27 protein-coding genes are annotated in these 23983 nt (G+C 71.1%); 14 read left to right on the top strand and 13 right to left on the bottom strand.

Annotated elements, in window-relative coordinates:
• Positions 1 to 6: 6 nt before the first annotated feature.
• The 5 genes from R2D22_RS03140 to R2D22_RS03120 form a co-directional block, all read right to left on the bottom strand.
• Entirely contained in the window at positions 7 to 1113 is a 1107-nt protein-coding gene (locus tag R2D22_RS03140) for an ABC transporter ATP-binding protein (protein WP_318101041.1), read from the bottom strand.
• 5 nt (positions 1114 to 1118) lie between these two features.
• A complete protein-coding gene (locus tag R2D22_RS03135) occupies positions 1119 to 1955 on the bottom strand; it encodes an ABC transporter permease (protein WP_318101040.1) in 837 nt (278 codons plus the stop codon).
• Positions 1952 to 2842, bottom strand: coding sequence for an ABC transporter permease (locus R2D22_RS03130; RefSeq protein ID WP_318101039.1), 891 nt, complete (start codon positions 2840 to 2842; stop codon positions 1952 to 1954). Before R2D22_RS03130 ends, R2D22_RS03135 begins: the two co-directional genes overlap by 4 nt.
• 1 nt (position 2843) lies before the next feature.
• Positions 2844 to 3974, bottom strand: a complete 1131-nt coding sequence (locus tag R2D22_RS03125) for a polyamine ABC transporter substrate-binding protein (RefSeq protein ID WP_318101038.1) — start codon at positions 3972 to 3974, stop codon at positions 2844 to 2846.
• Positions 3975 to 4077: 103 nt separating this feature from the next.
• Positions 4078 to 5310 carry an aromatic ring-hydroxylating oxygenase subunit alpha gene (locus R2D22_RS03120; RefSeq protein WP_318101037.1) on the bottom strand — a complete coding sequence of 411 codons (1233 nt, stop codon included), beginning with the start codon at positions 5308 to 5310 and terminating at the stop codon, positions 4078 to 4080.
• Between the two features lie 414 nt (positions 5311 to 5724).
• Here R2D22_RS03120 and R2D22_RS03115 point away from each other — a divergent pair, with 414 nt between their 5' ends.
• The 8 genes from R2D22_RS03115 to R2D22_RS03080 all read left to right on the top strand — a co-directional run bounded on the left by R2D22_RS03115 (position 5725) and on the right by R2D22_RS03080 (position 13990).
• Positions 5725 to 6216 carry a hypothetical protein gene (locus R2D22_RS03115; RefSeq protein ID WP_318101036.1) on the top strand — a complete coding sequence of 164 codons (492 nt, stop codon included), beginning with the start codon at positions 5725 to 5727 and terminating at the stop codon, positions 6214 to 6216.
• Complete coding sequence (locus tag R2D22_RS03110; protein WP_318101035.1) at positions 6213 to 7676, top strand: NADH-ubiquinone oxidoreductase-F iron-sulfur binding region domain-containing protein; 1464 nt, start codon at positions 6213 to 6215, stop codon at positions 7674 to 7676. The genes R2D22_RS03115 and R2D22_RS03110 overlap by 4 nt, the downstream gene beginning before the upstream one ends.
• A complete protein-coding gene (locus R2D22_RS03105) occupies positions 7673 to 7864 on the top strand; it encodes a ferredoxin (protein ID WP_318101033.1) in 192 nt (63 codons plus the stop codon). Before R2D22_RS03110 ends, R2D22_RS03105 begins: the two co-directional genes overlap by 4 nt.
• 1 nt (position 7865) lies before the next feature.
• Entirely contained in the window at positions 7866 to 9935 is a 2070-nt protein-coding gene (locus R2D22_RS03100) for an acetate--CoA ligase family protein (RefSeq protein ID WP_318101032.1), read from the top strand.
• 111 nt (positions 9936 to 10046) lie between these two features.
• On the top strand, positions 10047 to 11216 hold the full coding sequence (locus tag R2D22_RS03095; protein ID WP_318101029.1) for an acyl-CoA dehydrogenase family protein: 1170 nt from the start codon (positions 10047 to 10049) through the stop codon (positions 11214 to 11216).
• Between the two features lie 59 nt (positions 11217 to 11275).
• A complete protein-coding gene (locus R2D22_RS03090; RefSeq protein WP_318101027.1) occupies positions 11276 to 12448 on the top strand; it encodes an acyl-CoA dehydrogenase family protein in 1173 nt (390 codons plus the stop codon).
• Positions 12445 to 13335 carry a 3-hydroxybutyryl-CoA dehydrogenase gene (locus tag R2D22_RS03085; RefSeq protein ID WP_318101025.1) on the top strand — a complete coding sequence of 297 codons (891 nt, stop codon included), beginning with the start codon at positions 12445 to 12447 and terminating at the stop codon, positions 13333 to 13335. The genes R2D22_RS03090 and R2D22_RS03085 overlap by 4 nt, the downstream gene beginning before the upstream one ends.
• 43 nt (positions 13336 to 13378) lie before the next feature.
• On the top strand, positions 13379 to 13990 hold the full coding sequence (locus tag R2D22_RS03080) for a TetR/AcrR family transcriptional regulator (RefSeq protein ID WP_318101023.1): 612 nt from the start codon (positions 13379 to 13381) through the stop codon (positions 13988 to 13990).
• Positions 13991 to 14018: 28 nt separating this feature from the next.
• On the opposite strand, the gene R2D22_RS03075 is transcribed toward R2D22_RS03080, so the two are convergent.
• Together R2D22_RS03075 and R2D22_RS03070 are read right to left on the bottom strand one after the other, a co-directional pair.
• Positions 14019 to 14714, bottom strand: a complete 696-nt coding sequence (locus R2D22_RS03075; RefSeq protein ID WP_318101020.1) for a DUF6766 family protein — start codon at positions 14712 to 14714, stop codon at positions 14019 to 14021.
• An 82-nt stretch (positions 14715 to 14796) separates the two neighbouring features.
• A complete protein-coding gene (locus tag R2D22_RS03070) occupies positions 14797 to 15171 on the bottom strand; it encodes a hypothetical protein (RefSeq protein WP_318101017.1) in 375 nt (124 codons plus the stop codon).
• Positions 15172 to 15536: 365 nt separating this feature from the next.
• On the opposite strand from R2D22_RS03070, the gene R2D22_RS03065 reads away from it, so the two are divergent.
• The 4 genes from R2D22_RS03065 (at position 15537) to R2D22_RS03050 (ending at position 18553) form a co-directional block, all read left to right on the top strand.
• Positions 15537 to 16235, top strand: a complete 699-nt coding sequence (locus R2D22_RS03065) for a nucleotidyltransferase family protein (protein ID WP_318101015.1) — start codon at positions 15537 to 15539, stop codon at positions 16233 to 16235.
• The gene (locus tag R2D22_RS03060; RefSeq protein ID WP_318101013.1) at positions 16222 to 16494 is read left to right on the top strand and encodes a BON domain-containing protein; all 273 of its coding nucleotides are present in this window, start codon (positions 16222 to 16224) and stop codon (positions 16492 to 16494) included. Before R2D22_RS03065 ends, R2D22_RS03060 begins: the two co-directional genes overlap by 14 nt.
• Positions 16495 to 16544: 50 nt before the next feature.
• Positions 16545 to 17306 (top strand): metallophosphoesterase family protein, encoded by a 762-nt coding sequence (locus R2D22_RS03055; protein ID WP_318101010.1) that lies wholly within the window; start codon positions 16545 to 16547, stop codon positions 17304 to 17306.
• A gap of 62 nt (positions 17307 to 17368) precedes the next feature.
• Positions 17369 to 18553 (top strand): alcohol dehydrogenase catalytic domain-containing protein, encoded by a 1185-nt coding sequence (locus R2D22_RS03050; RefSeq protein WP_318101008.1) that lies wholly within the window; start codon positions 17369 to 17371, stop codon positions 18551 to 18553.
• 78 nt (positions 18554 to 18631) lie between these two features.
• Here the strand turns inward: R2D22_RS03050 and R2D22_RS03045 are convergent, their stop codons facing one another.
• Both R2D22_RS03045 and R2D22_RS03040 read right to left on the bottom strand, forming a co-directional pair.
• Positions 18632 to 18955, bottom strand: a complete 324-nt coding sequence (locus R2D22_RS03045; protein WP_318101007.1) for a plasmid stabilization protein — start codon at positions 18953 to 18955, stop codon at positions 18632 to 18634.
• A 24-nt stretch (positions 18956 to 18979) separates the two neighbouring features.
• Complete coding sequence (locus R2D22_RS03040) at positions 18980 to 19558, bottom strand: SRPBCC family protein (protein WP_318101005.1); 579 nt, start codon at positions 19556 to 19558, stop codon at positions 18980 to 18982.
• Positions 19559 to 19705: 147 nt separating this feature from the next.
• Here R2D22_RS03040 and R2D22_RS03035 point away from each other — a divergent pair, with 147 nt between their 5' ends.
• Positions 19706 to 20533, top strand: coding sequence for a ribonuclease BN (locus tag R2D22_RS03035; RefSeq protein WP_318101003.1), 828 nt, complete (start codon positions 19706 to 19708; stop codon positions 20531 to 20533).
• A gap of 12 nt (positions 20534 to 20545) precedes the next feature.
• On the opposite strand, the gene R2D22_RS03030 is transcribed toward R2D22_RS03035, so the two are convergent.
• The 3 genes from R2D22_RS03030 to R2D22_RS03020 form a co-directional block, all read right to left on the bottom strand.
• Positions 20546 to 21427: a potassium channel family protein gene (locus R2D22_RS03030; RefSeq protein WP_318101001.1), complete on the bottom strand. Its 882-nt coding sequence runs from the start codon at positions 21425 to 21427 to the stop codon at positions 20546 to 20548.
• 92 nt (positions 21428 to 21519) lie between these two features.
• Entirely contained in the window at positions 21520 to 22065 is a 546-nt protein-coding gene (locus R2D22_RS03025) for an SRPBCC family protein (protein ID WP_411976966.1), read from the bottom strand.
• Positions 22066 to 22196: 131 nt separating this feature from the next.
• The gene (locus R2D22_RS03020) at positions 22197 to 22502 is read right to left on the bottom strand and encodes a helix-turn-helix transcriptional regulator (RefSeq protein WP_318100996.1); all 306 of its coding nucleotides are present in this window, start codon (positions 22500 to 22502) and stop codon (positions 22197 to 22199) included.
• Between the two features lie 114 nt (positions 22503 to 22616).
• Here R2D22_RS03020 and R2D22_RS03015 point away from each other — a divergent pair, with 114 nt between their 5' ends.
• A complete protein-coding gene (locus tag R2D22_RS03015) occupies positions 22617 to 22976 on the top strand; it encodes an STAS domain-containing protein (protein WP_318100993.1) in 360 nt (119 codons plus the stop codon).
• A gap of 14 nt (positions 22977 to 22990) precedes the next feature.
• On the opposite strand, the gene R2D22_RS03010 is transcribed toward R2D22_RS03015, so the two are convergent.
• Complete coding sequence (locus tag R2D22_RS03010) at positions 22991 to 23956, bottom strand: LLM class F420-dependent oxidoreductase (protein ID WP_318100991.1); 966 nt, start codon at positions 23954 to 23956, stop codon at positions 22991 to 22993.
• Positions 23957 to 23983: the final 27 nt, after the last annotated feature.

Here is a 23983-nt window from a genome sequence, read left to right as displayed (position 1 = left end):
CCGTCGTCAGTCCAGGACCAGGCAGTGCTCGGGCCGCCAGCCGAGCTCGACCTCCTCGCCCCCGCTCCAGCGGTCCTCCATGCGGGAGCGGGCGGTGTTCTGCTCCAGGACGTGCACGGTGACGCCGGGGGCCAGTTCGATGAGGTACGTGGTGGTGGGGCCGGAGTAGACGGTCTCCCGGACGACACCGGTGACCCGGGCCATGCCGGGCTCGAAGTCGGACAGCCAGATCTTCTCGGGGCGCAGCGAGAGGCTGACCCGGCAGCCGTCGGTCATGCCGGGGCGGTCGCCGACGCGGAGCGCCGGGCCCTGGTCGAGCAGCACCCGTCCGGCGCGGTAGGTGCCGGGGACCAGGTTGGAGGTCCCGAGGAACGAGGCGGTGAAGCCGCTGGTGGGACGCTCGTACACGTCCTCCGGAGTCCCGCACTGTTCGATGCGGCCCGCGTTCATGACGGCGAGGCGGTCCGACATGGTCAGGGCTTCGTCCTGGTCGTGGGTGACGAACAGAAAGGTGATGCCCACCTCGCGCTGGATCTGCTTGAGCTCGACCTGCATCCGGCGCCGGAGCTTCAGATCGAGAGCCGCCAGCGGCTCGTCGAGCAGCAGCACCTGCGGACGGTTGACCAGCGCGCGGGCGAGGGCGACGCGCTGGCGCTGGCCGCCGGAGAGGGTGGGCGGCCTGCGGCCCGCCAGGTCGCCGAGCTGCACGAGGTCGAGCATCTCGGCGACCCGGCGGCGGATCTCGGGGCGGGCGACGCCCTTGCGCTTGAGGCCGAAGGCCACGTTGTCGGCGAGGGACAGGTGGTCGAAGAGTGCGTAGCTCTGGAAGACGGTGTTGACGTTGCGCCGATGGGGAGGGAGGCCGGTCACGTCCTCCCCGTCGAGCAGGACGCTGCCCTCGGTGGGGTCGGTGAAGCCGCCGATCATGCGCAGCAGGGTGGTCTTGCCGCAGCCGGAGGGGCCGAGCAGAGAGAAGAACTCGCCGGGGGCTATGTCGAGACCGATGTCGTGGACGGCGTAGGAGGCGGAACCGCCGGAGCTCCCGGCGCCGCCGGGGTACCGCTTGCCGACCCGGTCGAGCCGGACGGCGGGCGGCGTGGGTTGCGAGGTCATGGCGTTCACTTCCCAGAAAGCAGGTCGAGGCCGCCGCGCCGGCCGAACAGGCGCGGGATGGCGAGGGCGAGGGCGATGAGTGCGACGGAGCCGGCCAGCATCAACGTGCCGACGGCGTTGATGGTGGGCTGGACGCCGAACCGGATCGCCGAATAGATCCGGACCGAGAGGGGCTGCGGATCGACGCCGGTGGTGAAGTAGGCGAGGACGAAGTCGTCGAAGACCAGGGCGAAGACGAGGACGGCGGAGGCGAGGATGCTGGGGAGCAGCGCGGGCAGCGTCACCAGTCGTACGGCCTGCCGGCGGGTGGCCCCGAGGTCCATCGCCGCCTCCTCGATCTCCGGGTTCAGGGCGGCGACGCGGGAGCGCAGGATCACCGTCACGTAGGAGATGGAGAAGGTGATCTCGGCGAGCATCACCGTCGTCGTGGACAGGGCGATGCCGAGGCCCTTGAACAGGAGCATCGCGGCGACGCCGGTGACGATCTCCGGGGTGATGAGCGGTACGAGCATCACCAGTCCGGCGAAGGAGCCGAGCCGGTTGCGGCCGCGTACCAGGCCGAGCGCGAGGGCGACGCCCAGCACCACCGAGCCGGCCATGGCGACGAGGGAGACCCGCAGGCTCATGCCGAGCGAGTTCAGCAGCACGTCGTCGCGGAGGAATACCCCGTACCAGCGCAGGCTGACGTCGTCGAAGACGGTCAGGGACTTCTGCGAGTTGAAGGAGAACAGGACGACGACGCCGATGGGGACGTAGAGCAGCGCGAAGAAGACGGCAGTGACCGCGATGGCGAACCGGGGACGCCGTTCGGCGCCGCGGCGGCGCCCACGGGCGGCCCTCATCGGACCGCCTCCGCCTCGTCCTTGCGGGTGCGCCGCAGGTAGCCGAGCATGCCGAGGAAGAGGACAGCCATCAGCAGCATGGTGAGGGCGGAGCCGAGCGGCCAGTTCTGGCCCTGGAAGAACTTGTCCTGGATCAGGTTGCCGATCATGATCTGGTCAGGGCCTCCCATGAGCTGGGCACTGACGAAGTCGCCCATGGCGGGCAGCAGGACGAGGACACAGCCGGCGGCCGCGCCCTGCCGGGTGGCCGGGACGGTGACGAACAGGAACGTCCGCAGTGGACCGGCGTACAGGTCGCGGCCGGCCTCGATGAGCGAGGTGTCCATGCGTTCCATCGCCGCGTACAGCGGGATGATCATGAAGACGACGAAGCCGTAGACGAGACCGGCGACGACGCCCGCGCCGGTCTGCAGGATCCGGGTCCCCCCGTCGGCGAGTCCGATCGCGCGCAGCGCCCCGAGCAGTGGTCCGTCGTCGGACAGGACGACGGACCAGCCGTACATCCGCACCAGGTAGTTGGCGAAGAACGGGACGACGATCGCCGCGATCAGCAGGTTCTTGTGCCGGCCACCGCTGGTCGCGATGGCGTAGGCGACGGGATAGGCGATCAGGAGGCAGACGGCGCAGGTGACCAGGGCATAGCCCAGCGAACGCAGCAGGACCGTGCGGTACGCGGGGTCTGCCAGAGCGGTGATGTTGTCGAGGACGAAACCGAAGCGCGGGTTGCCGAGCGGGTCCGTGGTGCCGAAGGCGAGGGTGGCCACCAGGATCAGGGACGCGACCAGGAAGACGGTCATCCAGAGCGTGCCGGGCAGCATCAGCCAGGTCCACAGACGTTCCTGGGCAGGCTTTCTGACGGTACGTGAGGTACGGACGGCATCGGCCATGTCAGCCCGCCTTCACGTCGGTCCAGGCGGCGTCGCGGGCCTTCTCGCCCGCCGCGGTGCCGTTGCGGAAGAACAGGTCGTCCCTGAGGTCGGCCGCGGTCACCTGGCACTGGGGGAAGGGCTCCACGAGCGCGGCGTAGGTGTCCTCCGTGCCGCGTACCGGCATCGGGTAGCCGATGTACTCGATGTTCCGCTTCACGTTCTCGGGCCGGAGCATGTAGTCGATGAAGAGCATGGCGGTGCCGGGGTGCGGCGCGTCGACGGGGATGGCGTAGCAGTCGGAGTTGACCGGGGCCCCCTCGCGGGCGGTCTCGAAGCCGAAGACGGACGGGTCCTTCGCCTGGGCGAGCATCGCGGCCATGTCCCCGCTCCACGCCTGGGTCATGTCGGCGTTTCCGTTGAGCAGGTTGTTGTAGCTGTCGCTGGAGAAGCCGCGCAGCCGGGGACGCAGGGTGCGCAGGCTGTCGGTGACGCGGTCGAGGTCGCCGGGCTTCTCGGTGGTGAGGGGCAGGCCGTGCTTGAGCGCGCCGATGGCCAGCACCTCGTCGCGGTCGTCGAGGACGAAGACCTTGCCCTTGGCGTGGTCGTTCCACAGGTCGTCCCAGGAGCCGGTGAGGTCGCCGAGTCGGTCCCTGCGCCAACCGATGCCGGTCTTGTACATGGTGAAGGGGACGGTGTGAGCGGAGCGGGGGTCGTACCAGGGGTCGGCGAAGTAGTCGTACGCGCCGAACACGGCCTCGGCGTTCCTCAGTCGCCCGTGGTCGATGCGGCGCAGCCGGCCCCCTCGGGAGAGGCGCTCGGCCCACTTCGCCGTGGGGAAGATGATGTCGTAGCGGTTGCCGGCGTTGAGTTTGGCGGCCATGCCTTCCATGGAGTCGTAGTTCGACTGGACGACTTTCACCCCGTACTCCTTGGAGAAGCCCGCGAACACCGCCGGGTCGACGAAGTCGGCCCAGTTGAAGTACACGAGGTCGCCGTCGACTTCGACGTCGATGGGGGACTCGGAGGCCGCCTGGCCGGCGGCGTCGGGGGCGGAGGAGAATCCGCAGCCGGCTGCCGTCAGACCGAGGGCGGCGGTGGCGCCGGCACGGAGCAGCGAGCGGCGGGACAGGGAAGGTGCCTCGGGGGACATGGGGTCCTCTCCGTAGGGGCCGCTGGGGGACGGCGGGTGGGCGGTCAGCGGTGCGGCGGTGCGGCGGAGCGGCAGTGCGGGTACGGGGGTGCGGTCGTATCGCTCACTGGCCCGGCGGGTCGGGGTCCGGTGCGGTGTCCGTGCCGGCGGCGAGGTCCGAAGCCAGGTCGGCGCGGATGCGGTCGGCGAACCAGCCGACCGCGAGCTCCCGCCGGGACAGCGGTCCGGGTTCGAACCCCGGCGTGGACAGACCGCGTTGGACACGAGCGACCAGCTCGGCGTCCTCGTCGTTGGTGATCCACCCGATGTGCATGTTCAGGCGCCGGGCGAGGCGGGTGCGCAGCCCGGTGCCGCGGCGTGTGTAGAAGGCGCCGGGAACGGCCACCCGGTCGACCGCGGTCGGCACGGCGGTCCACGCGAGCACGTGGTCGGGGTAGAAGTCGATGAGGGTGTTGGGGTAGATCACGGCGTACCGCCAGACCCTGCGGTCTGCCTCGGTGAGGCCGGGCATGGGCGCGGCGAGGCGCTGGTACAGCCGCTCGGCCCAGTTGGAGGACGGCTTTTCGCGCAGCGGCGAGGTGAACAGGACGTAGGAGTCGTGGATCTCGCAGCCGTAGCCCTGGTAGTCGAGCAGGCGCATCAGTCCGGGGTGGGCGACGGGTACGTGGTACCCCTCCAGGTAGTTGTCGACCGCGACCTTCCAGTTGGCCTCCTGGACCTCGGCGCGGGCCAGGTCGTGGATCCGGTCCCGGCCGACCGGCACCAGGTCCGCCCCCGTGTAGCGGCCGACGGCCTCGGCGAGCCCTGCGCAGCTCTCGGCGAGTGGAACGGCTCCGGGGTCGAGGTTGACGAAGACGAAGCCGAGGAAGGATTCGACCCGGGCCGGGAACAGGCCGAGGCGGGGCTTGTCGAGGCAGGGGATCTGCCGGGCCTCGGGCGCGCCGACCAGGCTGCCGTCGAGGCGGTAGGTCCAGCCGTGGTACGGGCAGCGGATCGCCTTGCCGGCCGGTTCGGGGGCGGTGACCAGGCGCGTTCCGCGATGGCGGCAGACGTTGAGGTGGGCGGCGAGGCCGCCGTCCTCGGTGCGGACGACCAGCACCTCCCGGTCGGCGACGGTGGCGGCGAGCCGGGCCCCGGGGCCGGGCAGGTCGGACTCGTGACACACGAGCTGCCAGGACCTGGCGAAGACCTGACGGGTCTCGGCGGCGGCGACGGCGGGATCGGTGTAGTGCCGGGCCGGCAGCGCGGGAGCGGGGAGGTCGTGGGCGGCGGTGTCGGGTCCGGTGGGTGCACCGGTCGCCGTGAGTGCGCCGGGTGCGGGGGCTCTGGGGTGCATCGGTGACTCCTCGTGCCGCGGGGCGGCGATCGGTGTCGGGCTTCGATGTCGTGCGAACCGGATGCGGGCAGCGCGTCGGGGCGGGCGCCGGGATCGGGCTGACCGATTGGACAGCCAGCGTGGTGGCTGAAATCCGCCGGGTCAAGACTTGTACGCTGACCGATCGGTCAGCTAGCTTGGTTATTGCCTGACTGATCGGTCAGCAAACGTCTTTATGTCGCTGCTCTGCCGCCACACCGCCTCTGACCTGCGCATTTGCTCGTCACCCCGGTGGGTGCGGCCCACGGCCCTTGCGCCGGAAGCAGCCCGGCGTGCCCTGGCACCCGCCCCGGCACGCACCTCCCTCGCTTTCCTCACTCGGCGGAGACCGCGGACGTCCCGGCACCCGCACCCCCTTCCCTCCCGGAGGCACGCATGAGTGGTCGTCGGCATCTGGACTGGCTCGGGCTCACCCCCGAGCCGGAGCGGGAGCTGCCCGCAGCCGTCGCCGCGCTACGTGCCTCCCTCGGCACGGCGTACCACCCGCCGCCGGGCCGGGCCGAACTCACGGCCGCCGAGCGGCACCGGGTGGAACGCCTGGTCCTGCGGGGCAGTCGACACAGCTGGTTGCGCTACCTCGCCGAAGCCACCGCGCTGGTGACCGCCGTGGCCCTCCGGCTCGACGAGCAGGGCGGCAAGGACGGCCACGCGGACGCCGACGCGGACACGGACGCCTCGGCCGCGGCCGCGCTGCTCGCCGCCGAAGTGATCCTCGACCACCACAGCATGCTCATCGGCCTGCCCGGAGCGGGATACGGCCGAACCGCAGGGGACCGCGCCGCGCTCGAAAGCGCACTGCGACTCCTGCGCACCCGGTCCCGTGCCGCCGGACCCGCCCCCACCGCCCGTACAGGAGACGGCAGATGACCTCCAGCCTCCCCTCGACCTCCAGCCTCCCCTCGACCACGAGCCTCCCCTCGACCACGAGCCGCCCCCCGACCACCATCCGCTACCCGACCGCCCCCGTGCCGGGTTCCGTGCTGGGCGCGACGCCGTACACGACGGAGAACGCCGAGGCCTACGAGGCCACCGGTGGCTACGCCGCCGCCATCGCCCCCGACGAGCTGCTGCACCACCTCGACGCCTGCGGCCTGAGCGGCCGCGGCGGCGCCGGATTCCCGGCCGCCGTCAAACTCCGCACCGTCCGAGAGCACGGGCGACGTGGCCGGGGGCGTGGGACGCGCGGCGAGCGCACCGCAGGTGCCGGCGCCCCGGTCGTGGTGGCCAACGGGGAAGAGGGCGAGCCCGGTTCGGTCAAGGACCGCTGGCTGCTGCGGGCCCGCCCGCACCTGGTGCTCGACGGTCTCGTCCACGCCGCCGCGGTCACCGGCGCCGAACACGGCTACGTCTACCTCTCCGACCCGGAGGCGGCCCGCCGCGTCCGCCGGGCCCTCGCCGAACGCGTACCGTCGCTGCCCGTCGAGGTCGTCGAGACCGCCGCCGCCTATGTCGCCGGCGAGGAGACCGCGGTCGTCCGCCGGATCGACGGCGGTCCGGCCCTGCCGACCGCCAAACCGCCCCGCCCCTTCGAGCGGGGAGTCCGGGGTGCACCGACCCTGGTCGCCAACGTCGAGACCCTCGCCCGGATCGCGCTCGTCGCCGCCCGGCCCGACCTGCGCGAGCCGATCGCGCGCTCCACCCTGGTCACCCTCTCGGGCGGGAGCGTCGCACCTGTGCTCACCGAGGTGCCGTACGGGGTTCCCCTCGGCACCCTTGCCGCCGCCCACGGCACCCCGGCCCCGGCCGGCGCCCTGATGGGCGGTCTCTTCGGCGGGCTCGTCGACGCCCGCGCCCTGGACCTGCCCCTCGAACCCGGCGCACTCGCTGCCGCGGGCACGGCGCTCGGCTGCGGAGCGATCCGCCTCCTCACCGCCGAAGTCTGTCCGGTGGGCGCCGCCGCCGATGCGGTCGGTCACCTCGCGGCCGAGAGCGCACGGCAGTGTGGCGTCTGCGTGTCGGGCTCGGCCGCGATCAGCGACGCTCTGGAGCGCCTCGCCTCCGGATCCGCCCGACCCGACACTGCCGAGCGGCTGCACCGATGGGCGGGGGGACTGCCCGGGCGAGGTGCGTGCGGGCTCCTTGACGCCGCCGCCGGCCTCGCCGGAAGCCTGCTGCGCGTGTTCCCGGAACATGTCCAGGCCCATCTCGACGGGCCCTGCCCGGTATGCCGCGCCGACGCCCCCGGGCGGAGCCCGCACCGCCCGACCCGCCTGAGCGTGCCGGTGCCGGCCGTGGGAGCACCCGCGCCGACCGGATCCGGCCCGACCACGCCCGCCACGACCACATCCGCCGAGCCCATGGCCGCAGTACGGGAAGGAACGTCATGAAACTGCTGCTGGACGCCACGCTGTGCAACGGCTACGGCCTCTGCCAGGAGAACACCCCCGAGCTCGTCGAGCTCGACGAGTGGGGCTACGCGACGGTCGTCGTTCGCGACGTGCCGCCCGCTGCCGAGCACCGGGCCCGCGCCTGCGTGGAGAGCTGCCCCAACTCCGCCCTGCGCGTGGAGGGATGAGATGACGCGTGATCTGACGTCGCTCTTCGCCCCCGGATCCGTCGCCGTCGTCGGCGCCAGTGACGACCCGGCGAAGTACGGCCACGCGGTGGCCGCCCAGGCACTCCGCGCGCCCGACCGGCGGCCCGTCCACCTGGTGAACCGGCGCGGCGGCACCGTACTCGGCAGGACGGCGGTCACCTCCCTCGGAGAGATCGGCGAGCCGGTCGACCTGGTGGTGATCTCCGTACCGGGCAACGGCTTCGAGGCGGCCGTCGACGACGCCCTCGCCTGCGGGGTGAAGGCGATCGTCGCCATCACCGCCGGCTTCGCCGAGGCCGGCCCTGCCGGACTCGCCCGCCAACGGGCCGTCGCCGAGCGGGTCCGGGCCGCCGGAGCCGTGCTCGTCGGCCCCAACTGCCTGGGGATCGCGGACAACACCACCGAGCTGTACCTGGCCTCGGACCGGTTCGCGCCCGGTGGTGTCGCCCTGCTCAGTCAGAGCGGCAACCTGGCCCTCGAACTCCAGCTGCGCGGCGCCCCGCACGGCCTCGGCTTCTCCCGTTTCGTCTCGCTCGGCAACCAGGCCGACGTCACCCTCGTCGACCTCGTCGAGGACTGCGCCCGCCATGAGCCCACCTCCGTGATCGCCGTGTACGCCGAGGACTTCGGCGACGGCCGGGCCTTCGCCCGCGCCGCCGCCGAGGCCGGCAAGCCCGTGGTCCTCCTCACCGCCGGCCGCGGCACCGCCTCGGCCCGCAGCGCCCGGTCGCACACGGGGGCACTGACCACCTCGGCCGACGTCGTGGCGGCGGCCTGCCGCGACGCGGGTGTCGAACTCGTCCGCACCCCACGGGAGATGACCGTGGTGCTCGCCGCCCTGGCCGGTGGGCGGCGCACGACCGGCAGGCGGACCGCGGTCCTCACGGACGGCGGCGGCCACGGCGCGGTCGCCGCGGACGCCGCCGAGGACGCCGGGCTCGACGTACCCGAGCTCGGCGCCCCGGTCCAGGACCGCCTGCGGAGCGTGCTGTGGGAGCAGTCCGCCGTCCGCAACCCGGTCGACCTCGCCGGCATGGGGGAGCAGCGCCCCCTCTCGTACGCCGACACCGTCCGCGAGCTGCTGGCCGCCGACGAGGTTGACGCCGTCCTGATGACGGGCTACTTCGGCGGGTACGCCGCCTCCGAAGGCGGCCTGGGCGGCGGGCCGGTCGGCGGCTCGGTCCTCGCCGAAGGCGAGCAACGGGCCGCGAAGGAGATTGCCGTGCACCTCGCCGCAACACCGAAGCCGCTGGTCGTGCAGTCCATGTACCCGGAGTCGCCCAGCTGCCGGGCGCTCGCGGAGGCCGGGGTCCCGGTGTTCAACGCCACCGAGGACGCGGCCCGGGCCCTCGCCGCGCTGACCGGCCGCGCGGCGGGCGCTCCGGCCGGGGTGGCCGCGCCTCCGCCGGCCGCGGTGCCCCTGGGGGACCCCTCGTACCACGGTGTGCGGGCGCTGCTGGCCGCGTCCGGAGTGCCCTTCCCACCGGCCCGGGAGATCACTGACGAGGCCGGGCTGCTCGCCGCTGCCGCCTCGTTCGAGGGACCGTACGTCCTGAAGGCCCTTCACGTCCTGCACAAGTCCGACGCCGGCGGGGTGGCGCTGCGGCTCGCCGACCGGGACGCGCTGCTGGCCGCGTACCGGCAGATGCACATCCGCCTCGGCGCCCCGTCGTACTCGGTCGAGGCCATGGCGGACCTCTCGGACGGTGTCGAACTGATCGTCGGCGTCCAACGCGACCCCCGGTTCGGCCCGGTGACGATGGTCGGCCTCGGCGGGGTGCTCACCGAGACCCTGCGCGATGTGGCCTTCGCCCTCGCGCCCGTGACCGCCGATTCCGCCGAGAAGCTGCTGCGGGGGCTGCGGACCGCCGCCCTGCTCGACGGTGTGCGCGGCCGTCCCGCCGTGGACGTGACGGCCGCCGCTGCTGTCATCGCCCGCATCACCGAGGTCGCCGCGGCCCACCCGGAGATCGCCGAGCTGGAGGTCAACCCGCTGCTTGTACGCCCGGACGGCGCCCTCGCGCTGGACGCGCGAGCCGCCCTCGGCTGACCTCCGCCCTCCCCACGGAGCCTTCCCCCTTCCCTCACCGCGAGACCTTCCCCGCACACCCCCGCCACACCTTCCCGCACACCCCTGCCTGCCCTGGAGGAGACCCGCACCATGGACTTCCGCTACACCCCCGAGCAGACCGCGCTCAAGGCGCGCGCCGCGGCCTACACCCGGCTCCTGATGCGGTACGAGGAGCGGTCCGAGGAAGCCGGCGGCCCGCTGCCGGCCGACACCGTGCGGGAGCTGACCCGGGCCGCGATCGACGCCTCTGTCTACGCCATCAACATGCCCGTCGAGTGGGGCGGCGCCGGACTCTCCCTGCTGGACCAGGTGATCGTCGAGGAGGAGTTCGGCAAGGTCACCAACTGCCTGTGGGACATTCCCTGGCGGCCCGCCAACGTCCTCGCGTACGGCACGGAGGCACAACGCGAGAAGTACCTGCTGCCGGTGATCCGCGGCGAGCGTTTCGATGCCTTCGCCGTCACCGAGCCCGGGGCCGGATCCGACCCCGGCTCGGGCACGAGCACCGCGACCCGCACGGCGGGCGGCTGGCTTCTGAACGGCGAGAAGTGGTTCGTCACCTGCGGCGACATCGCCGACTTCCTGCTGGTGCAGGCCGATGCCGGGCCGGACCGCGCGGCGACGCTCTTCTTCGTCGACAAGCAGGCGCGGGGCGTCGAGATGACGCGGGTCCCCCGTTTCATGCACTCCGCGGTGAACGGACACCCCGAGTTCCGGTTCACCGACGTCTTCGTGCCCGACGAGGACGTGCTCGGTGGCGTCGGCAACGGCTACGAACTGACGAAGGAGTGGTTCACCGACGAGCGGCTGATGATCGCCGCCCGGACTGTCGGCGCCGCCGAGAGGGCCCTGGAACTGGCCCGCGACTGGGCCGTAGGACGCCGTCAGTTCGGCTCCCGTATCGCCGACTTCCAGCTGATCCAGGGCATGCTCGCCGACTGCGCCGTCGACATCGCCGTCAACCGCGCCTACACCCACCAGATCGCCTGGGAGGCCGACCAGCCCCAGACCGACCGCAAGACCCTGCACGCCAAGGCCTCCACGGCGAAGCTCGCGGCGAGCGAGGCTGCCGGCCGGGTGGTCGACCGGTGCCTGCAGATCTTCGGCGGGCGCGGCTACGACCGCTCGTACCCGGTCGAGCGGATGTACCGCGAGCTGCGCGTCGACCGGATCTGGGAGGGCACCTCGGAGATCCAGCGGCTGATCATCGCCAACGAGCTGATCAAGCGCGGCACCGGGGCGCTGGCCCTGCCGCGCTGATCCCACCGCCCTGCCCCGGCATCCACACCCACACGCACTACCGAGAGGACGAGCACCCCATGGACTTCCGTCTCACCGCACGTCAGCAGGAGCTCAAGGAATCGGCGCGTGACCTCACCGACTTCATCATGAAGTACGAGCTCGACTGCGAGGAGAACAACGGCCTGCCGCCACAGGCCCACGCCGAGATCCGCGACGCCGTCCTCGACAGCGGCCTCCAGGCCGTCAACATGCCGGCCGAGTGGGGCGGTGCCGGACTCACCGTCCCTGAGCAGGTCGTCGTCCAGGAGGAACTGGGCCGGCTCACCGGCGCCCTGTGGGACATGGTGTGGCGGCCGGCCAACGCCCTCTCGCACTGCACGCCCGAGCAGCGCGAGCGGTACCTCGTGCCCGTGATCCACGGGCGCCGGCGCGACTGCTACGCGGTCAGCGAGCCCGAGGCCGGCTCCGACCCGCAGAACCTGCGCACCACCGCGACCCGGACCGCCGACGGCTGGGTGCTGAACGGCGAGAAGTGGTTCGTCACCGTGGGCGACCACGCCGACTTCATGATCGTGCTCGCTGCCGCGGGGGAGGAGCGGGCGCCGACGCTGTTCCTCGTGGACAAGGACACCCCGGGCATCGAGATGACCCGGGTGCCCCGCTGGATGCACACCTTCGTCTACGAACACCCCGAGTTCACCTTCACCGACGTACGCCTGCCCGAGGACGCGGTGCTCGGCGGCGTCGGCAACGGTTACGACCTCACCCGCTCCTGGTTCTCCGAGGAGCGGCTGATGATCGCCGCCCGCACGATCGGGGCGGCCGAGCGGGCCCTGGAGCTCGCCCGTGACTGGGCCGTCGGACGCCGTCAGTTCGGCTCCCGTATCGCCGACTTCCAGCTGATCCAGGGGATGCTCGCCGACTCGGCCGTCGACATCGCCGTGAACCGCGCGTACACCGCCCAGGTCGCCTGGGAGGTGGGCGATGGCCGGACCGACCGCAAGACCCTGCACGCGAAGGCCGCGATCGCGAAGCTCGCGGCGAGCGAGGCGTCCGGCCGGGTGGTCGACCGGTGCCTGCAGATCTTCGGCGGGCGCGGCTACGACCGCTCGTACCCCGTCGAGCGGCTCTACCGAGAGCTGCGCGTCGACCGGATCTGGGAGGGCACCTCCGAGATCCAGCGGCTCATCGTCGCGGGCGAACTCGTCAAGCGCGGGACGGGTGTCCTGCAGCTGCCGGTCACTCCGTGAACGACCTCGCCCGAGTGGGGATCGTGGGGTGCGGGCTCATGGGCTCCGGCATCGCCGAGGTCTGCGCCCGCGCCGGACGCGACGTCGTGGTGGTGGAGACCGGAGCGGCGGCCGCGAAGGCCGGACTGCGGCGGATCACCCGCTCGCTGGAACGGGCCGCGGCGGCCGGCCGGCTGACCGTGGCCGAACAGCAGGCCGCGGCCGGCCGGATCGCGGTGACCACCGACATGGCGCGGCTCGCGGATCGCGATCTGGTCGTCGAGGCGGTGGCGGAGGACGAGCGGGCGAAGACCGAGGTCTTCGCCCGGCTCGACGCCGTCGTGGAGCGCGGGGACGCCGTCCTGGCGACCAACACCTCGTCCCTGCCTGTCATCAGGCTGGCGGCCGCGACCTCGCGGCCGTCTCAGGTCATCGGCCTGCACTTCTTCAACCCGGTGCCGCGGCTGCCGCTGGTGGAACTGGTGCCCTCACTGCTCACCGGCGAGGACACCGTCCGGCGCGCGGGGGCCTTCGCCGCCGAGGTACTGGGCAAGGAGGTCGTGCACGCCCGGGACCGGGCGGGGTTCGTCGTCAACGCCCTGCTCGTTCCGTACCTGCTGGCCGCGGTGCGGATGGCCGAGTCCGGTGCGGCGTCGGCCGAGGACATCGACCGGGCCATGACCCTGGGCTGCGCCCATCCGCTCGGCCCGCTCGCCCTGGCCGACCTGATCGGCCTGGACACGGTGCAGGCCATCGCCCGGTCGATGTACGCGGAGTACCGCGAGCCGCTGTACGCCCCGCCGCCGCTGCTGGCTCGGATGGTGGAAGCGGGGCGGCTCGGTCGGAAGACAGGTCGTGGCTTCCACCCGTACCCGGGGCGCCCGGCGGGGCAGGATGGGCAGGGATGATGGTCCGGGACGTGGACCGAGACCGAAAGCGGGGGTTGCCGACGTGACCAAGGCCGAGCGCGCACTCGAGACACGGGAGCGAATCCTCAAGGCCGCGTGCGAGGTGATCGCGGACATCGGGTTCGAGAACGTCAGCATGCGCAAGGTCGCCGAGCACGCGGGGGTGTCGAAGGCGCTGCTCCACTACCACTTCGACACCCGCGAGAAGCTCTTCGCCGAGGCGATGACACACTCGTTCGCCCAGACCGGCACGGACCTCGACGGTGGGGACGCCGACGTGCCGGCCGGGGTTCTGCTCGCGCGCATCGTGCGCACCATGCTGCCCACGGACGCGGAGCTGCGCCAGGACTGGAAACTGTGGCAGGAACTGTGGGTGCGCGCACAGCGCGACGACGCAGCCCGGCACCTGGCCGTCGACCTGTACGACCAGCTCCACGCCTGGGTCGGAGGCGCGGTGGAACGCGGCGTCGCGTCGGGCGAGTTCGCCCCCTGCGATGTCGCCGCGATCAGCACTCTGATCCTGGCGCTCTGTGACGGTCTGGGCATTCGCGTGATGCTCGCCGACCCCCATGTCGACCTACCCACGGCCCAGTCGACGATCTGGTCGGCCATCGCCCCGTCACTGGGCATCTCTCCCACCTTCCCTGAGGCCTGACAGTTCTGCCCCATGGGTCCGGCAGGGGTCAGCCTTCCACGCCGGTCGCCGTGTGACCCGCGCCGACGGGCTTGGACTCGGGGGAACCGCGCTGGCGAAGGTAGACGGAGAGAATGGCCATGGCGGCCACCGCCAGAAGCTCGGACTGCCAGTTCTGGAGGGACCGGTTCCAGAAGTCGGCCGAGGCCAGATACGAGCCCCAGCCGACGGGCTCCTGAAGCTCACGCAGCCGCAGTTCGTTGAACGCGGCCACGCCCGCGATGGACTGTGCCAGCCAGGACAGAAGGAAGAAGCCGCCCATGACCAGGCCCAGGGAGCGTGAGTAGACGATCTGCCGCCAGTCCTTCGTTCCCGCCCGGCGGGGCGAATCCGACCGGGCGTGGTCGCCCACCCGCTGCTCACGGTCGCTCTCGGTCCCGACCTTGTGCAGCGGTTTGGACTCCGGAGAACCGCGCTGCAGAAGATAGACGGTGCCGAAGATGTAGAGGAAGAACTGGAGGAACTCCGACTGCCAGTTCTCGGTGACGTCGACGGCGAAATCGGAGGACATCAGATAGTCGCCGAGCCCGATCTGCTGGAGTCCGTCGACGGCGAGCTGCTCGTTGAACTCCGCCCGTCCCGCGACGGCCTGCGCGGCGAGTACGACCAGGAAGGCCGCGCCGAAGCCGAGGGTGAGGCTGTTCTCCTGCCAGAATCCGCGCCGCCGGCCGCGATCGGCGGTCATCGGTGCATCGCCCCGATCGCCATGAAGTAACCCAGCCCGCCCACGATGGTCAGGATGCAGGCCACGAACAGGGCCCTCACGATCAGGCTCCCTTCACTGCGCACTGGTACGGCGTATCGCGCGGTTGCTCGACGCATCCGGCAGCGGTGACCTTCCATCCCTCGTCGAACTGCGACAGGAACAGCGTCTCGCCGACCAGGCGGAGGAGCGCCTGCCGACCGTAGACGTCCACATCGCGCACGTCCCCGCCGTCCGGCAGGCCCTGGGCGCGCAGCGCCTGCCCGCACGGCCGCTTCTCATCCTGTTCGAGCTGCCCGCGGCTCTCGGGCGCCAGCAGCCGACAGGCCGCGGCGTAGTCGCCGGAGGCGAGCGCCGCTTCGAAGGCCCGGCCCGCCTCGACGGCACCGTCTTCGCGGGCGGCCGGTGCGCCGCATCCGCACAGCAGAAGCACGAGCATCCCCACCCCGAAGAACGCCGAGCTCGTCCTCCGGCACGCTGTGGACCGGATCACCCAGCGCTCGGTACTGCCGGGAGGGCGCGAGGCGCATCGCTCATCGCCGTCCGCAGCTCCTCGACCTCACGCAACAGCACGATCGCATCCAAGGGGATTCCTCAGTCTCGGTCCGAAGTCGCCGGACGAGAGGCTCCGGCGACTTCAGACATGCCCGCCTTCGCTCTCCAGGTCGCGGAATCGGGACCGAATGGACGCAACCCTCGCCTCATCGAGTGCCGAGGCCGCGCACGGAGACAGGTACGCGTCGACGTGGGGATGCATGGCGCGCTCGTGGGTAGTCGCCCATCCCGCGGCGAGAGGAACGCGAGATGAATCTCGGCGACGCCTCGAAAACGCGAGCGCCCCGCCGTTCCGGCGGTTCGCCCGCACAGCCCGATGCGGTCCGGCACGGGGTCGAGGCCCATGGCGAGGGGCTGCCGGCCGATCACACGCAGGCCATTCTGGAGGCCACGAAGGAGATCGGCTCGCTCCTCAAGAGTTCGGGATGCCCGTTCGCCCTGGTCGGCAGTGTCGCCGCGTACGCGCACGGCATTCCCGTCCGGCTCCAGCACGACACCGACTTCGCCCTGCGGCGACAGGACGCGGACACGGTCGTCCAGCTGCTCGACGCGCATGGTGTGGAGCTCGTCGATCCTTCGGAGGACTGGCTGATCAAGGCCCGCGTGGGCGGCGAGAGCATCGACCTGATCTTCGCGCTGGCCGGACAGGCGGTCACCGCCGAACTGCTCGACCGCGCCGAGATCCTGCCGGTCGATTCCGTCCGCATGCCCGTCCTTGCCGCGACCGACATCATGATCAGCCGTCTCGCGGCGCTCTCCGAGCATCATTGCGACTTCGGAGTCCTGTTGCCGGTGGCCCGTGGTCTGCGGGAGAAGGTCGACTGGGACCGGGTGCGCCGAGACACGGGGGACGCTCCGATGGCGGCGGCGTTCCTGTACCTGCTGGAACTGCTCGACGTCGTTCCGGCCGTAGCGGATGAGCGGAGGCATCGCGATGCCACTCGGTGAACAGGCGGCCTACCCGGTGGAGTACCGGATCGAGCATCTGCGCGAGCGCCTGGCGAAGGACGACATGGGGGAACTGGGTGTGCGCGTGGAACTGCGCGGTGCCACGGTCCTGCTCGTCGGCGTGGTGCAGACCGCCGAACGGCGTGACGAGATACTGCGCCTCGCCCGGGCCGAACTGGCGGGCGTGCCGGTGCGCGTCCGTGCCGATCTCGTCCTCTCGGGTGCCGGACCTCCCGCCCGGCACGAGGAGCTGTGGTGACCGGCCCAGGTGGGGCTGCGACACGATCGGCGGGCCGTGCGGTCGTGCGCGTGGCGGCCGTCGGCGACATCCACCTCGGTCCCGACTGCAGCGGGTTGTTGCGCCCGGCCTTCGAGACCTTGCCGGAATGCGCCGACGTGCTGCTGCTGGCCGGGGACCTGACACGGCACGGCACCGTCGCCGAGGCGGAGGTGGTCGCGGAGGAAGTGCGCGACCTCGGAGTGCCGGTGGTGGCGGTGCTCGGCAACCACGACTACGACGCGGACCAGCAAGCAGGCGTGGCGCGCACATTGGAGGCGGCCGGCGTCGCCGTTCTCGAAGGGCGCGGCGCGCGACTTCCGGTGGGGGAGCACCTGGTGGGGATCGCGGGGGTCAAGGGCTTCTGCGGCGGTTTCGCCGGCCGCAGCGCGGGTGAGTTCGGTGAGCCGGAGATGAAGCTGTTCGTCCGTACGAGCCGGCTTGCCGCGGATGCTCTGCGGCATGCGCTGGACGGGCTGGCGGACGACGGATGCCGCGTACGCATCGCGTTGACGCACTTCGCGCCCGTGCCGGACACCTTGGCGGGCGAGCCGGTGGAGATCTATCCGTTCCTCGGCAGCTACCTGCTCGCGGAGGCCATGGACCGGGCGGGCGCCGACCTGGCAGTCCACGGGCACGCGCACCTGGGCACGGAGCACGGCATGACGGCGGGCGGCGTACCGGTACGCAACGTGGCCCAGCCGGTCATCGACCGGGCCTTCGCGCTCTACGACCTCGCGCTCGAACCCTCGCAGCCGACCTTGACGGGCTCACCCGCGTTCGGCGACGCATAGTCGTGCGACGCACGGGAAGGCGCAGTGCGACCCCTCGAACCCGCTCCCAGGGAGGCAGAGCCATGCGCGCAGTGACCTGGCAGGGCACACGGGACGTCCGCGTGCAATCCGTGCCGGACCCGCAGGTGAAGGAGCCGACGGATGTCGTCGTGAGGGTGACGTCCACCGGCATCTGCGGGTCCGATCTGCACCTCTACGCCGTGATGGGGCCCTACCTCGACGCCGGCGACATCCTGGGGCACGAGGCCATGGGCATCGTCGAGGAGGTCGGGTCCGAGGTGTCCACACTGCGCACGGGCGACCGGGTCGTCGTCCCGTTCAACATCTCCTGCGGTCGATGCTTCATGTGCGACCAGGGCCTCCAGTCCCAGTGCGAGACCACCCAGGTCCAGGAGTACGGGAAGGGCGCGGCGCTCTTCGGCTACACCAAGCTGTACGGGCAGGTCCCCGGCGGACAGGCCCAGTACCTGCGGGTGCCGTTCGGCGACACGCTGCCCGTCAAGGTCCCGAAGGGGCCGCCCGACGAGCGGTTCGTCTACCTGTCCGACGTCCTGCCGACGGCATGGCAGGCCGTGGAGTACGCCGACATCCCGCCGGGTGGCTCCGTCACCGTCCTGGGGCTCGGCCCGATCGGGCAGATGGCCGCGCGGGTCGCCCTGCACCGGGGCGCGCGTCTGGTGATCGGCGTCGACCTGGTCGAGGCGCGACTGTCCCGAGCCGCCGCACACGGCGTCCATGCGCTGGACCTCAAGGAACACGGAAAGGGACTGGCCGACGCGGTCCGCGGTCTGACCGACGGACGGGGTACGGACTCCGTGATCGACGCCGTCGGCATGGAGGCGCACGGAACGCGCTTCGGCAGCGCGGCGCAACGGGCCACGACGATGCTGCCCGACGCCCTCGCCCGCCCGCTGATGGAGCATGCGGGCATCGACCGGCTCGACGCCCTCCACGCGGCGATCGACATCGTTCGCCGCGGCGGCACGGTCTCGGTCTCGGGCGTCTACGGCGGGGCCATCGACCCCATGCCCCTCCTCACGATGTTCGACAAGCAGGTCCAACTGCGGATGGGACAGGCCAACGTACGCTCCTGGGTGGACGACATCCTGCCGCTGCTCGACGACTCGGATCCGCTGGGCGTGGAGGGCTTCGCCACGCATACGTTGCCGCTGGAGGACGCTCCGCAGGCCTACGCGATGTTCCAGGCCAAGAGTGACGGCATGATCAAGACGCTGCTCACCCCCTGACGAGCGCCGCCTGACGAGAGGAACGGCCACGGCCCGGCGACCGCCGGGCCGTGGCCGTGTGTCCTTCAGATTCAGGTCTCAGTGGCCGAGTTTGCGCTTCAGCTCGGCCTTGTTCATGTGGGAGCGGCCGTGCAGGTTCCGACGCTTGGCCTCGTTGTAGAGCTGGTCGTACGTAGGACCTTCCGAACCGCTGTGGGAGCGCTGCCCCCCGCGCTTGGACGAGGACATGTCCTGGGTCGAACTCTTGCTCGCCGTCTTGGACTCTCCCGATCGCGCCCGCTCCTTGTTGACGGTACGGGCCGCGATCTCCTTCGCCCGCTTCGTGCTCTCACCGCGCTTCTCGGCGCTCTCCTTGATGTGCTCGTACTGCCGTTCACGCTTCGGACTCGATCCGCGGGGCATGGCGACTCTCCCTGGGGCCTGTTGTCACGGACGACGCATGTCGTCGGGATCCACCGGAAGTTGATCGAGGGGCTCGCCCCGCACCGCGGCGTCGCTGGGCGTCGGAGCGGTGATCCCACTGGTCTGTTCCGTGGGAGGCATGCTGTCGGACGGTGCGACCCGCCCGCGCCAGCCGCCGGTCGCCTGGCCGCGCTCCTCGATGAACTCCTTGAACCGCTTCAGATCGCCCTTGACCCGCCGGTCGAGGACGCCGAGTGTGTCCGCCGCCTTCTCCGCCACGCCCTCGGACTCCACGTCCATGGCCAGACTCACCCGGGTGTGCATCTCGTCCAGAGGCTCGAAGCTGACCACCCCCTTCTGCTTGACGTCACCACCGACCGTGCGCCAGGCGATGCGGTCGTCCGGCCGCTGGTCGATGATCTCCGTGTCGAACTCGCGCTCGGCGCCGCCCACCTTGGTGCGCCAGTGAGAGTGCGTGTCGTCAAGTTGGCGTACCTCTTCCACGCCCGCCATGAAGCTGGGGAATTCCTCGAACTGTGTCCACTGGTTGTAGACGTGGCGCAGCGGGGACTCCACGTCGATGGACTGCTTCACCATGCTCATAGTCGTCTCCCTCGGCTTTGTCGTGCCGACAATTTGCGGCAACCCGCGCCTACCCGGGCATAGGCACCCCAACCGTTTGAATCGGCGGAGCGGGAGGCCCTACGGTGGAGACACGGCTGGCGCGGCGCTGCCCGGCAGCCCTTCGTGATGAAGAGGTCCGAGAAGCCAAGACGGCTGTCGCCCGTCGAACGGGTACACAGCGCGATTCGCCGTGCACGCGCCGGATCGCACTGGGGACACGTTCGAGCGCTGGAACTGTGGCAGCGCGCCCTGAGCTTCGCCGCGCTGGGGTTCCTGACGCTCGTGCCGCTGCTGGTCGTCGTCTCTGCCGCCGACTCCGAAAGCGGGCAGGGTTTCGCCGAGTGGCTCGGTGACGGGCTGGGAGTGTCCGCGGGCGCCACCGCGGAGATCGAGCGGCTCTTCGCACTGCCCGGTCAGGCGTGGCGGACGACGACGGCCTTCGGACTGGCCCTTCTCGCCGTGTTCGGGCTGTCCTTCGCCACCTTGGTTCAAGGCGGCTACGAGAAGATCTGGGACCTGCCACCGGCACGCTGGTGGGGGCGGTGGCGACACGCTCTGTGGCTCGGAGTACTGGTCGGTGTCCTCTATCTGTCGGCGCTCGCGCCGCTCTGGCGCACCTCGCCGGCCCGTGGCTTCGTGGCCGTCGCCATCGGTCTGCTGTTCTTCTGGTGGTCCCAGCGTCTGCTCCTCGGCGGCCGTGTCGCATGGAAGGCATTGCTCCCCGGGGCGGTGGCCACCATGGTCGGCCTGCTGGGCCTTCGGCTCTTCTCCCGGTACGTGTTCTCGCCACTGATCGCGTCGACGGCGGTCACCTACGGCCCTTTCGGGACCGTCCTCGTGATCGAGTCCTGGTTCGTCGGCGTCGGCGTGGTGGTCTTCGGCGGTGCCCTCGTGGGCCGGCTCCTCCACGACGAGCTGCGGCGCCGGGCGCACCCGGCGAACCGGCCCCGCTGATCGGCCTCACGCTCAACGCACTCCTGCCGGGGAGCGTCCGTGGTCGTCGGCGTAGGCGCTGAAGACGCGTTCGGGGGCCTCGCCCGTGCGCAGGAAGCGTTCGTCGAGCACGGTGGACAGGTCCTCCAGCGCCGTGCGCAGCACCGAGGCGGAGAGCCGGACGTCGGGATGACGTGCCTCCGCTGCCTGGTCCGCCAGGCCGACGGCGTGGCCGAGCTGCCCGGCCAGGGACGTGTTCTCGTCCCCGTCGTAGAAGTAGTACGACTCCGGGTACTGCAGGAAGTCGACGGTGACGGTGGAGAGGGCCGCGGCCAGGCCGTCCAGGAGCGCGGCGCCGCCGTCGGAGTCGAGAGCCTCGGCGCCTACCCGGCTGCGCCGGACGTGGGACAGCCGGAGGGCCAGCGCCCTACGGCGGGCCAGCGCTGGGTAGATGCCGAGGAGCCAGGCCACGGTCGCGGACAGGAGGACGAAGCCGACCAAGGCCTCCATGGGAGCGAGCACACGCAGCCAGCCCGAGGCGGGCGCGATGTCCCCCAGACCGAGCGTGGCCAGGGTGACCAGGGAGATGTAGAGAGCGTCGAGCGGACCCGCGTGCTGCTCCGGGGTGAGCCCCGGGGCGTAGGAGAAATCCTCGGGCATGTGGGGCCAGTAGATGAGCCCCCAACCCACGGCCACGATGAGCGCCCAGAGGGCGAGGACCGTCAACATGCCCATCGGGCCGGCGAGACCGGCCGACCGCCAACGCGCCCCGGGATGGGTGGACAGCCACCATACGGACCGCATCACCAGCCTGCTCAGACCGCCGTGACGGGTCGGGTGCCAGAGGGTGTGGAAGAGGTCCCGGAGGATGAACAGCACCAGGACAGCGCCCGCGAGCGTCGGAAGCCACGTCATTCCGGCACACTTCCCCCGGCGGCGACGCACTCCCTCCGTCGGGCGCCGATCTCAGCCCGGTGGCGGACGGCGGGCCGAGATCTCCCGTTCCGTCACATGGGCCTCGGAGGCAGGTTCTTCGGCCCGGGCTCCATGGGGGAGTCACCGGGACCAGGGCCGGTATGACCCATGGGCCCTCTGTCGGCGTCCGAGGGGCGCACTCGTCCTCGCCAGCCTCCGGTCGCCTTCCCGCGATCCTCGATGTACTGCTTGAAGCGGTACAGGTCGCCCTCGACGCGGCTGTCGATCACCCCCACGGCGGCCGCGGCCTTCTCGGTCACGCCCTCGGGTTCGACGTCCATCGCCAGCGTCACCCGTGTGTGCGTGTCGTCCAGACGCTGGAACGTGACGACGCCCTTCTGTTTCGTGTCGCCGCCGACCGTGCGCCAGGAGATCCGCTCGTCGGGAAGCTGGTCGATGATCTCCGTGTCGAATTCACGCGTGACACCGGCGATCTTCATCTTCCAGTGACAGAGCCTGTCGTCCAGCTGCTCGACCGACTCGACGCCCGCCATGAAGCGCGGGAACTCCTCGAACTGGGTCCACTGGTCGTACACCTCGCGCAGTGGAGCGTCCACCTTGATCGTGTCGTGCACCATCGTGGTCATCTCCCTCGACCGATCCGGCCGCCCCGCACTGCGGAGCAGTGGTGTCGGCTGTGCGCGCGGCCCGGCTTCACGGCGAGTACCCCGGTCGGGCCGGTGCATGCGAGTCCGGTCGGTGCCCGCCCTCACTGAGTACCGGCGAGGAGCCGGAGGAGTCCGGCGATCTCGTGACCGGCTTCGGCGGGGTGGCGGAAGCGGCTGTCGGGAGCGATCGTGTAGCGGTTCCGGCGCGCGTCCTCCGCCCGAGTGCGCGTGAGGTACCCGGCAGCCTCGAGGTCCGAGACGATCGCCTGGACCGTACGCTCCGTCAGCCCGCACTCGGCCGCCACGTCCCGGAGCCGCACGCCGGGGTCCCGGGCGATGGCCAGCAGGACACGGGCGTGGTTCGTCAGGAACGTCCAGTCGGATGCGTGGGCGGAGGTTTCTCCCATGACTCAACTATGCCTCTTCCCCTTCAGAGGAGGATGAGGGAAAACGGGAAAACAGCCGAAGCGAATTTCGTGTAATGCGGAGCGTATAATTGATCGAAGGGCAGGAGGTGCGTCATGGCGTCCGACAAGGAGTCGGCAGCACAGACTGAAGGCGAAATCGCCGGTCCGCCCCCGTTCGTCGTTGGGGTCAGCGGCGACATGGACCTGGACCACTCCGCCGAGTTGCGATCCCTGCTTTTCGACGGTGTCGCGCAGGCACCGCATGGCGCTGAGATCGTCGTCGACCTCCAGAATTCCTCGTTCTGCGACTCGACCGGTCTCAACCACTTGTTGGCAGCGAGGCAGTTCGCCCTCGATCGGGGGAGCACCATCACGCTCGCAGGCCCCAGTCACCAGATGGTGCGGCTGCTGGAAATCACGGATTCCGTCGATCTCTTCGGCCTCGCTCCGGCCGCGCAGAGGCGGAGCGTGTGATCGCCGGGTAGCGCTCAGATCTTGCGGAGCGCGGGCAGGAGGGTGCTCTCCGCCCAGTGAAGGAAAGACAGTTGGTGCTCCCCTCCGACCTGTACGAGGGCGAGATCGGTGAATCCCGCCTCGGCGTAGGGTCGGACGGCGTCCACCACGGCGTATGTGTCGTCGCCGCACGGGATCTCCCGGGCCACGTCCTCGGGGCGCACGGCCGCGGACGCCTGCGCGAAGCCGGCCGGCAGGGGGAGTTCCGCGTTGACGCGCCAGCCGCCCAGAGCCCAGCGGAACTGTTCGTGGGCACGCTCGACGGCCGCGTCGCGGTCGGTGTCGTAGCAGAGGGGAAGCTGCCCGATGCGGGGTTTGCCCGCGCCGCCGTGCTCGTCGAAGGCGTCGACCAGTTCGCGCTCCGGCTCGGTGGCGATCAGCAGGTCCGCGTGGTGACCGGCGAGTTCGCACGAGCGGGGACCGGACACGGCGATACCCACGGGCGGTGCGGTGTCCGGGAGGTCCCACAGCTTGGCATCGTCGATCCGGAAGTGAGGGCCGTGGTGTGTCACGTACTCCCCGGTGAACAGCGCCCGGATGATCTCGACGGCCTCCTCCAGCATGTCGAGGCGGACCCGCGCCGAAGGCCAACCCTCCCCGACGATGTGTTCGTTGAGGTTCTCGCCCGATCCGAGACCCAGCCGGAACCGGCCCTCGGACAGAAGCTGGACGGTTGCCGCCTTCTGGGCGATCACAGCGGGGTGGTAGCGGAAGGTCGGGCAGGTCACGAAGGACATCAGCGGGATCCGGGAGGTCGCCTGGGCTGCCGCTCCGAGGACGCTCCACGCGTACGGAGCGTGCCCCTGCGCCTTCAGCCAGGGGAACGAGTGGTCCGACATCACGGAGAAGTCGAAGCCGACGCGCTCCGCCTCGACCACGTGATCGACGAGCTCACGCGGACCCGCCTGCTCGGTCATCATCGTGTAGCCGAAGTGCATCATGTGCCGCGGCTTGCCGCGGACACAGGT

Origin of the sequence: Streptomyces sp. HUAS YS2, assembly GCF_033343995.1 — a bacterium.
Lineage (GTDB): Bacteria > Actinomycetota > Actinomycetes > Streptomycetales > Streptomycetaceae > Streptomyces > Streptomyces solicathayae.
Note: the sequence above shows the minus strand (reverse complement) of the source record. Positions and strands in the feature narration are given on the sequence as shown.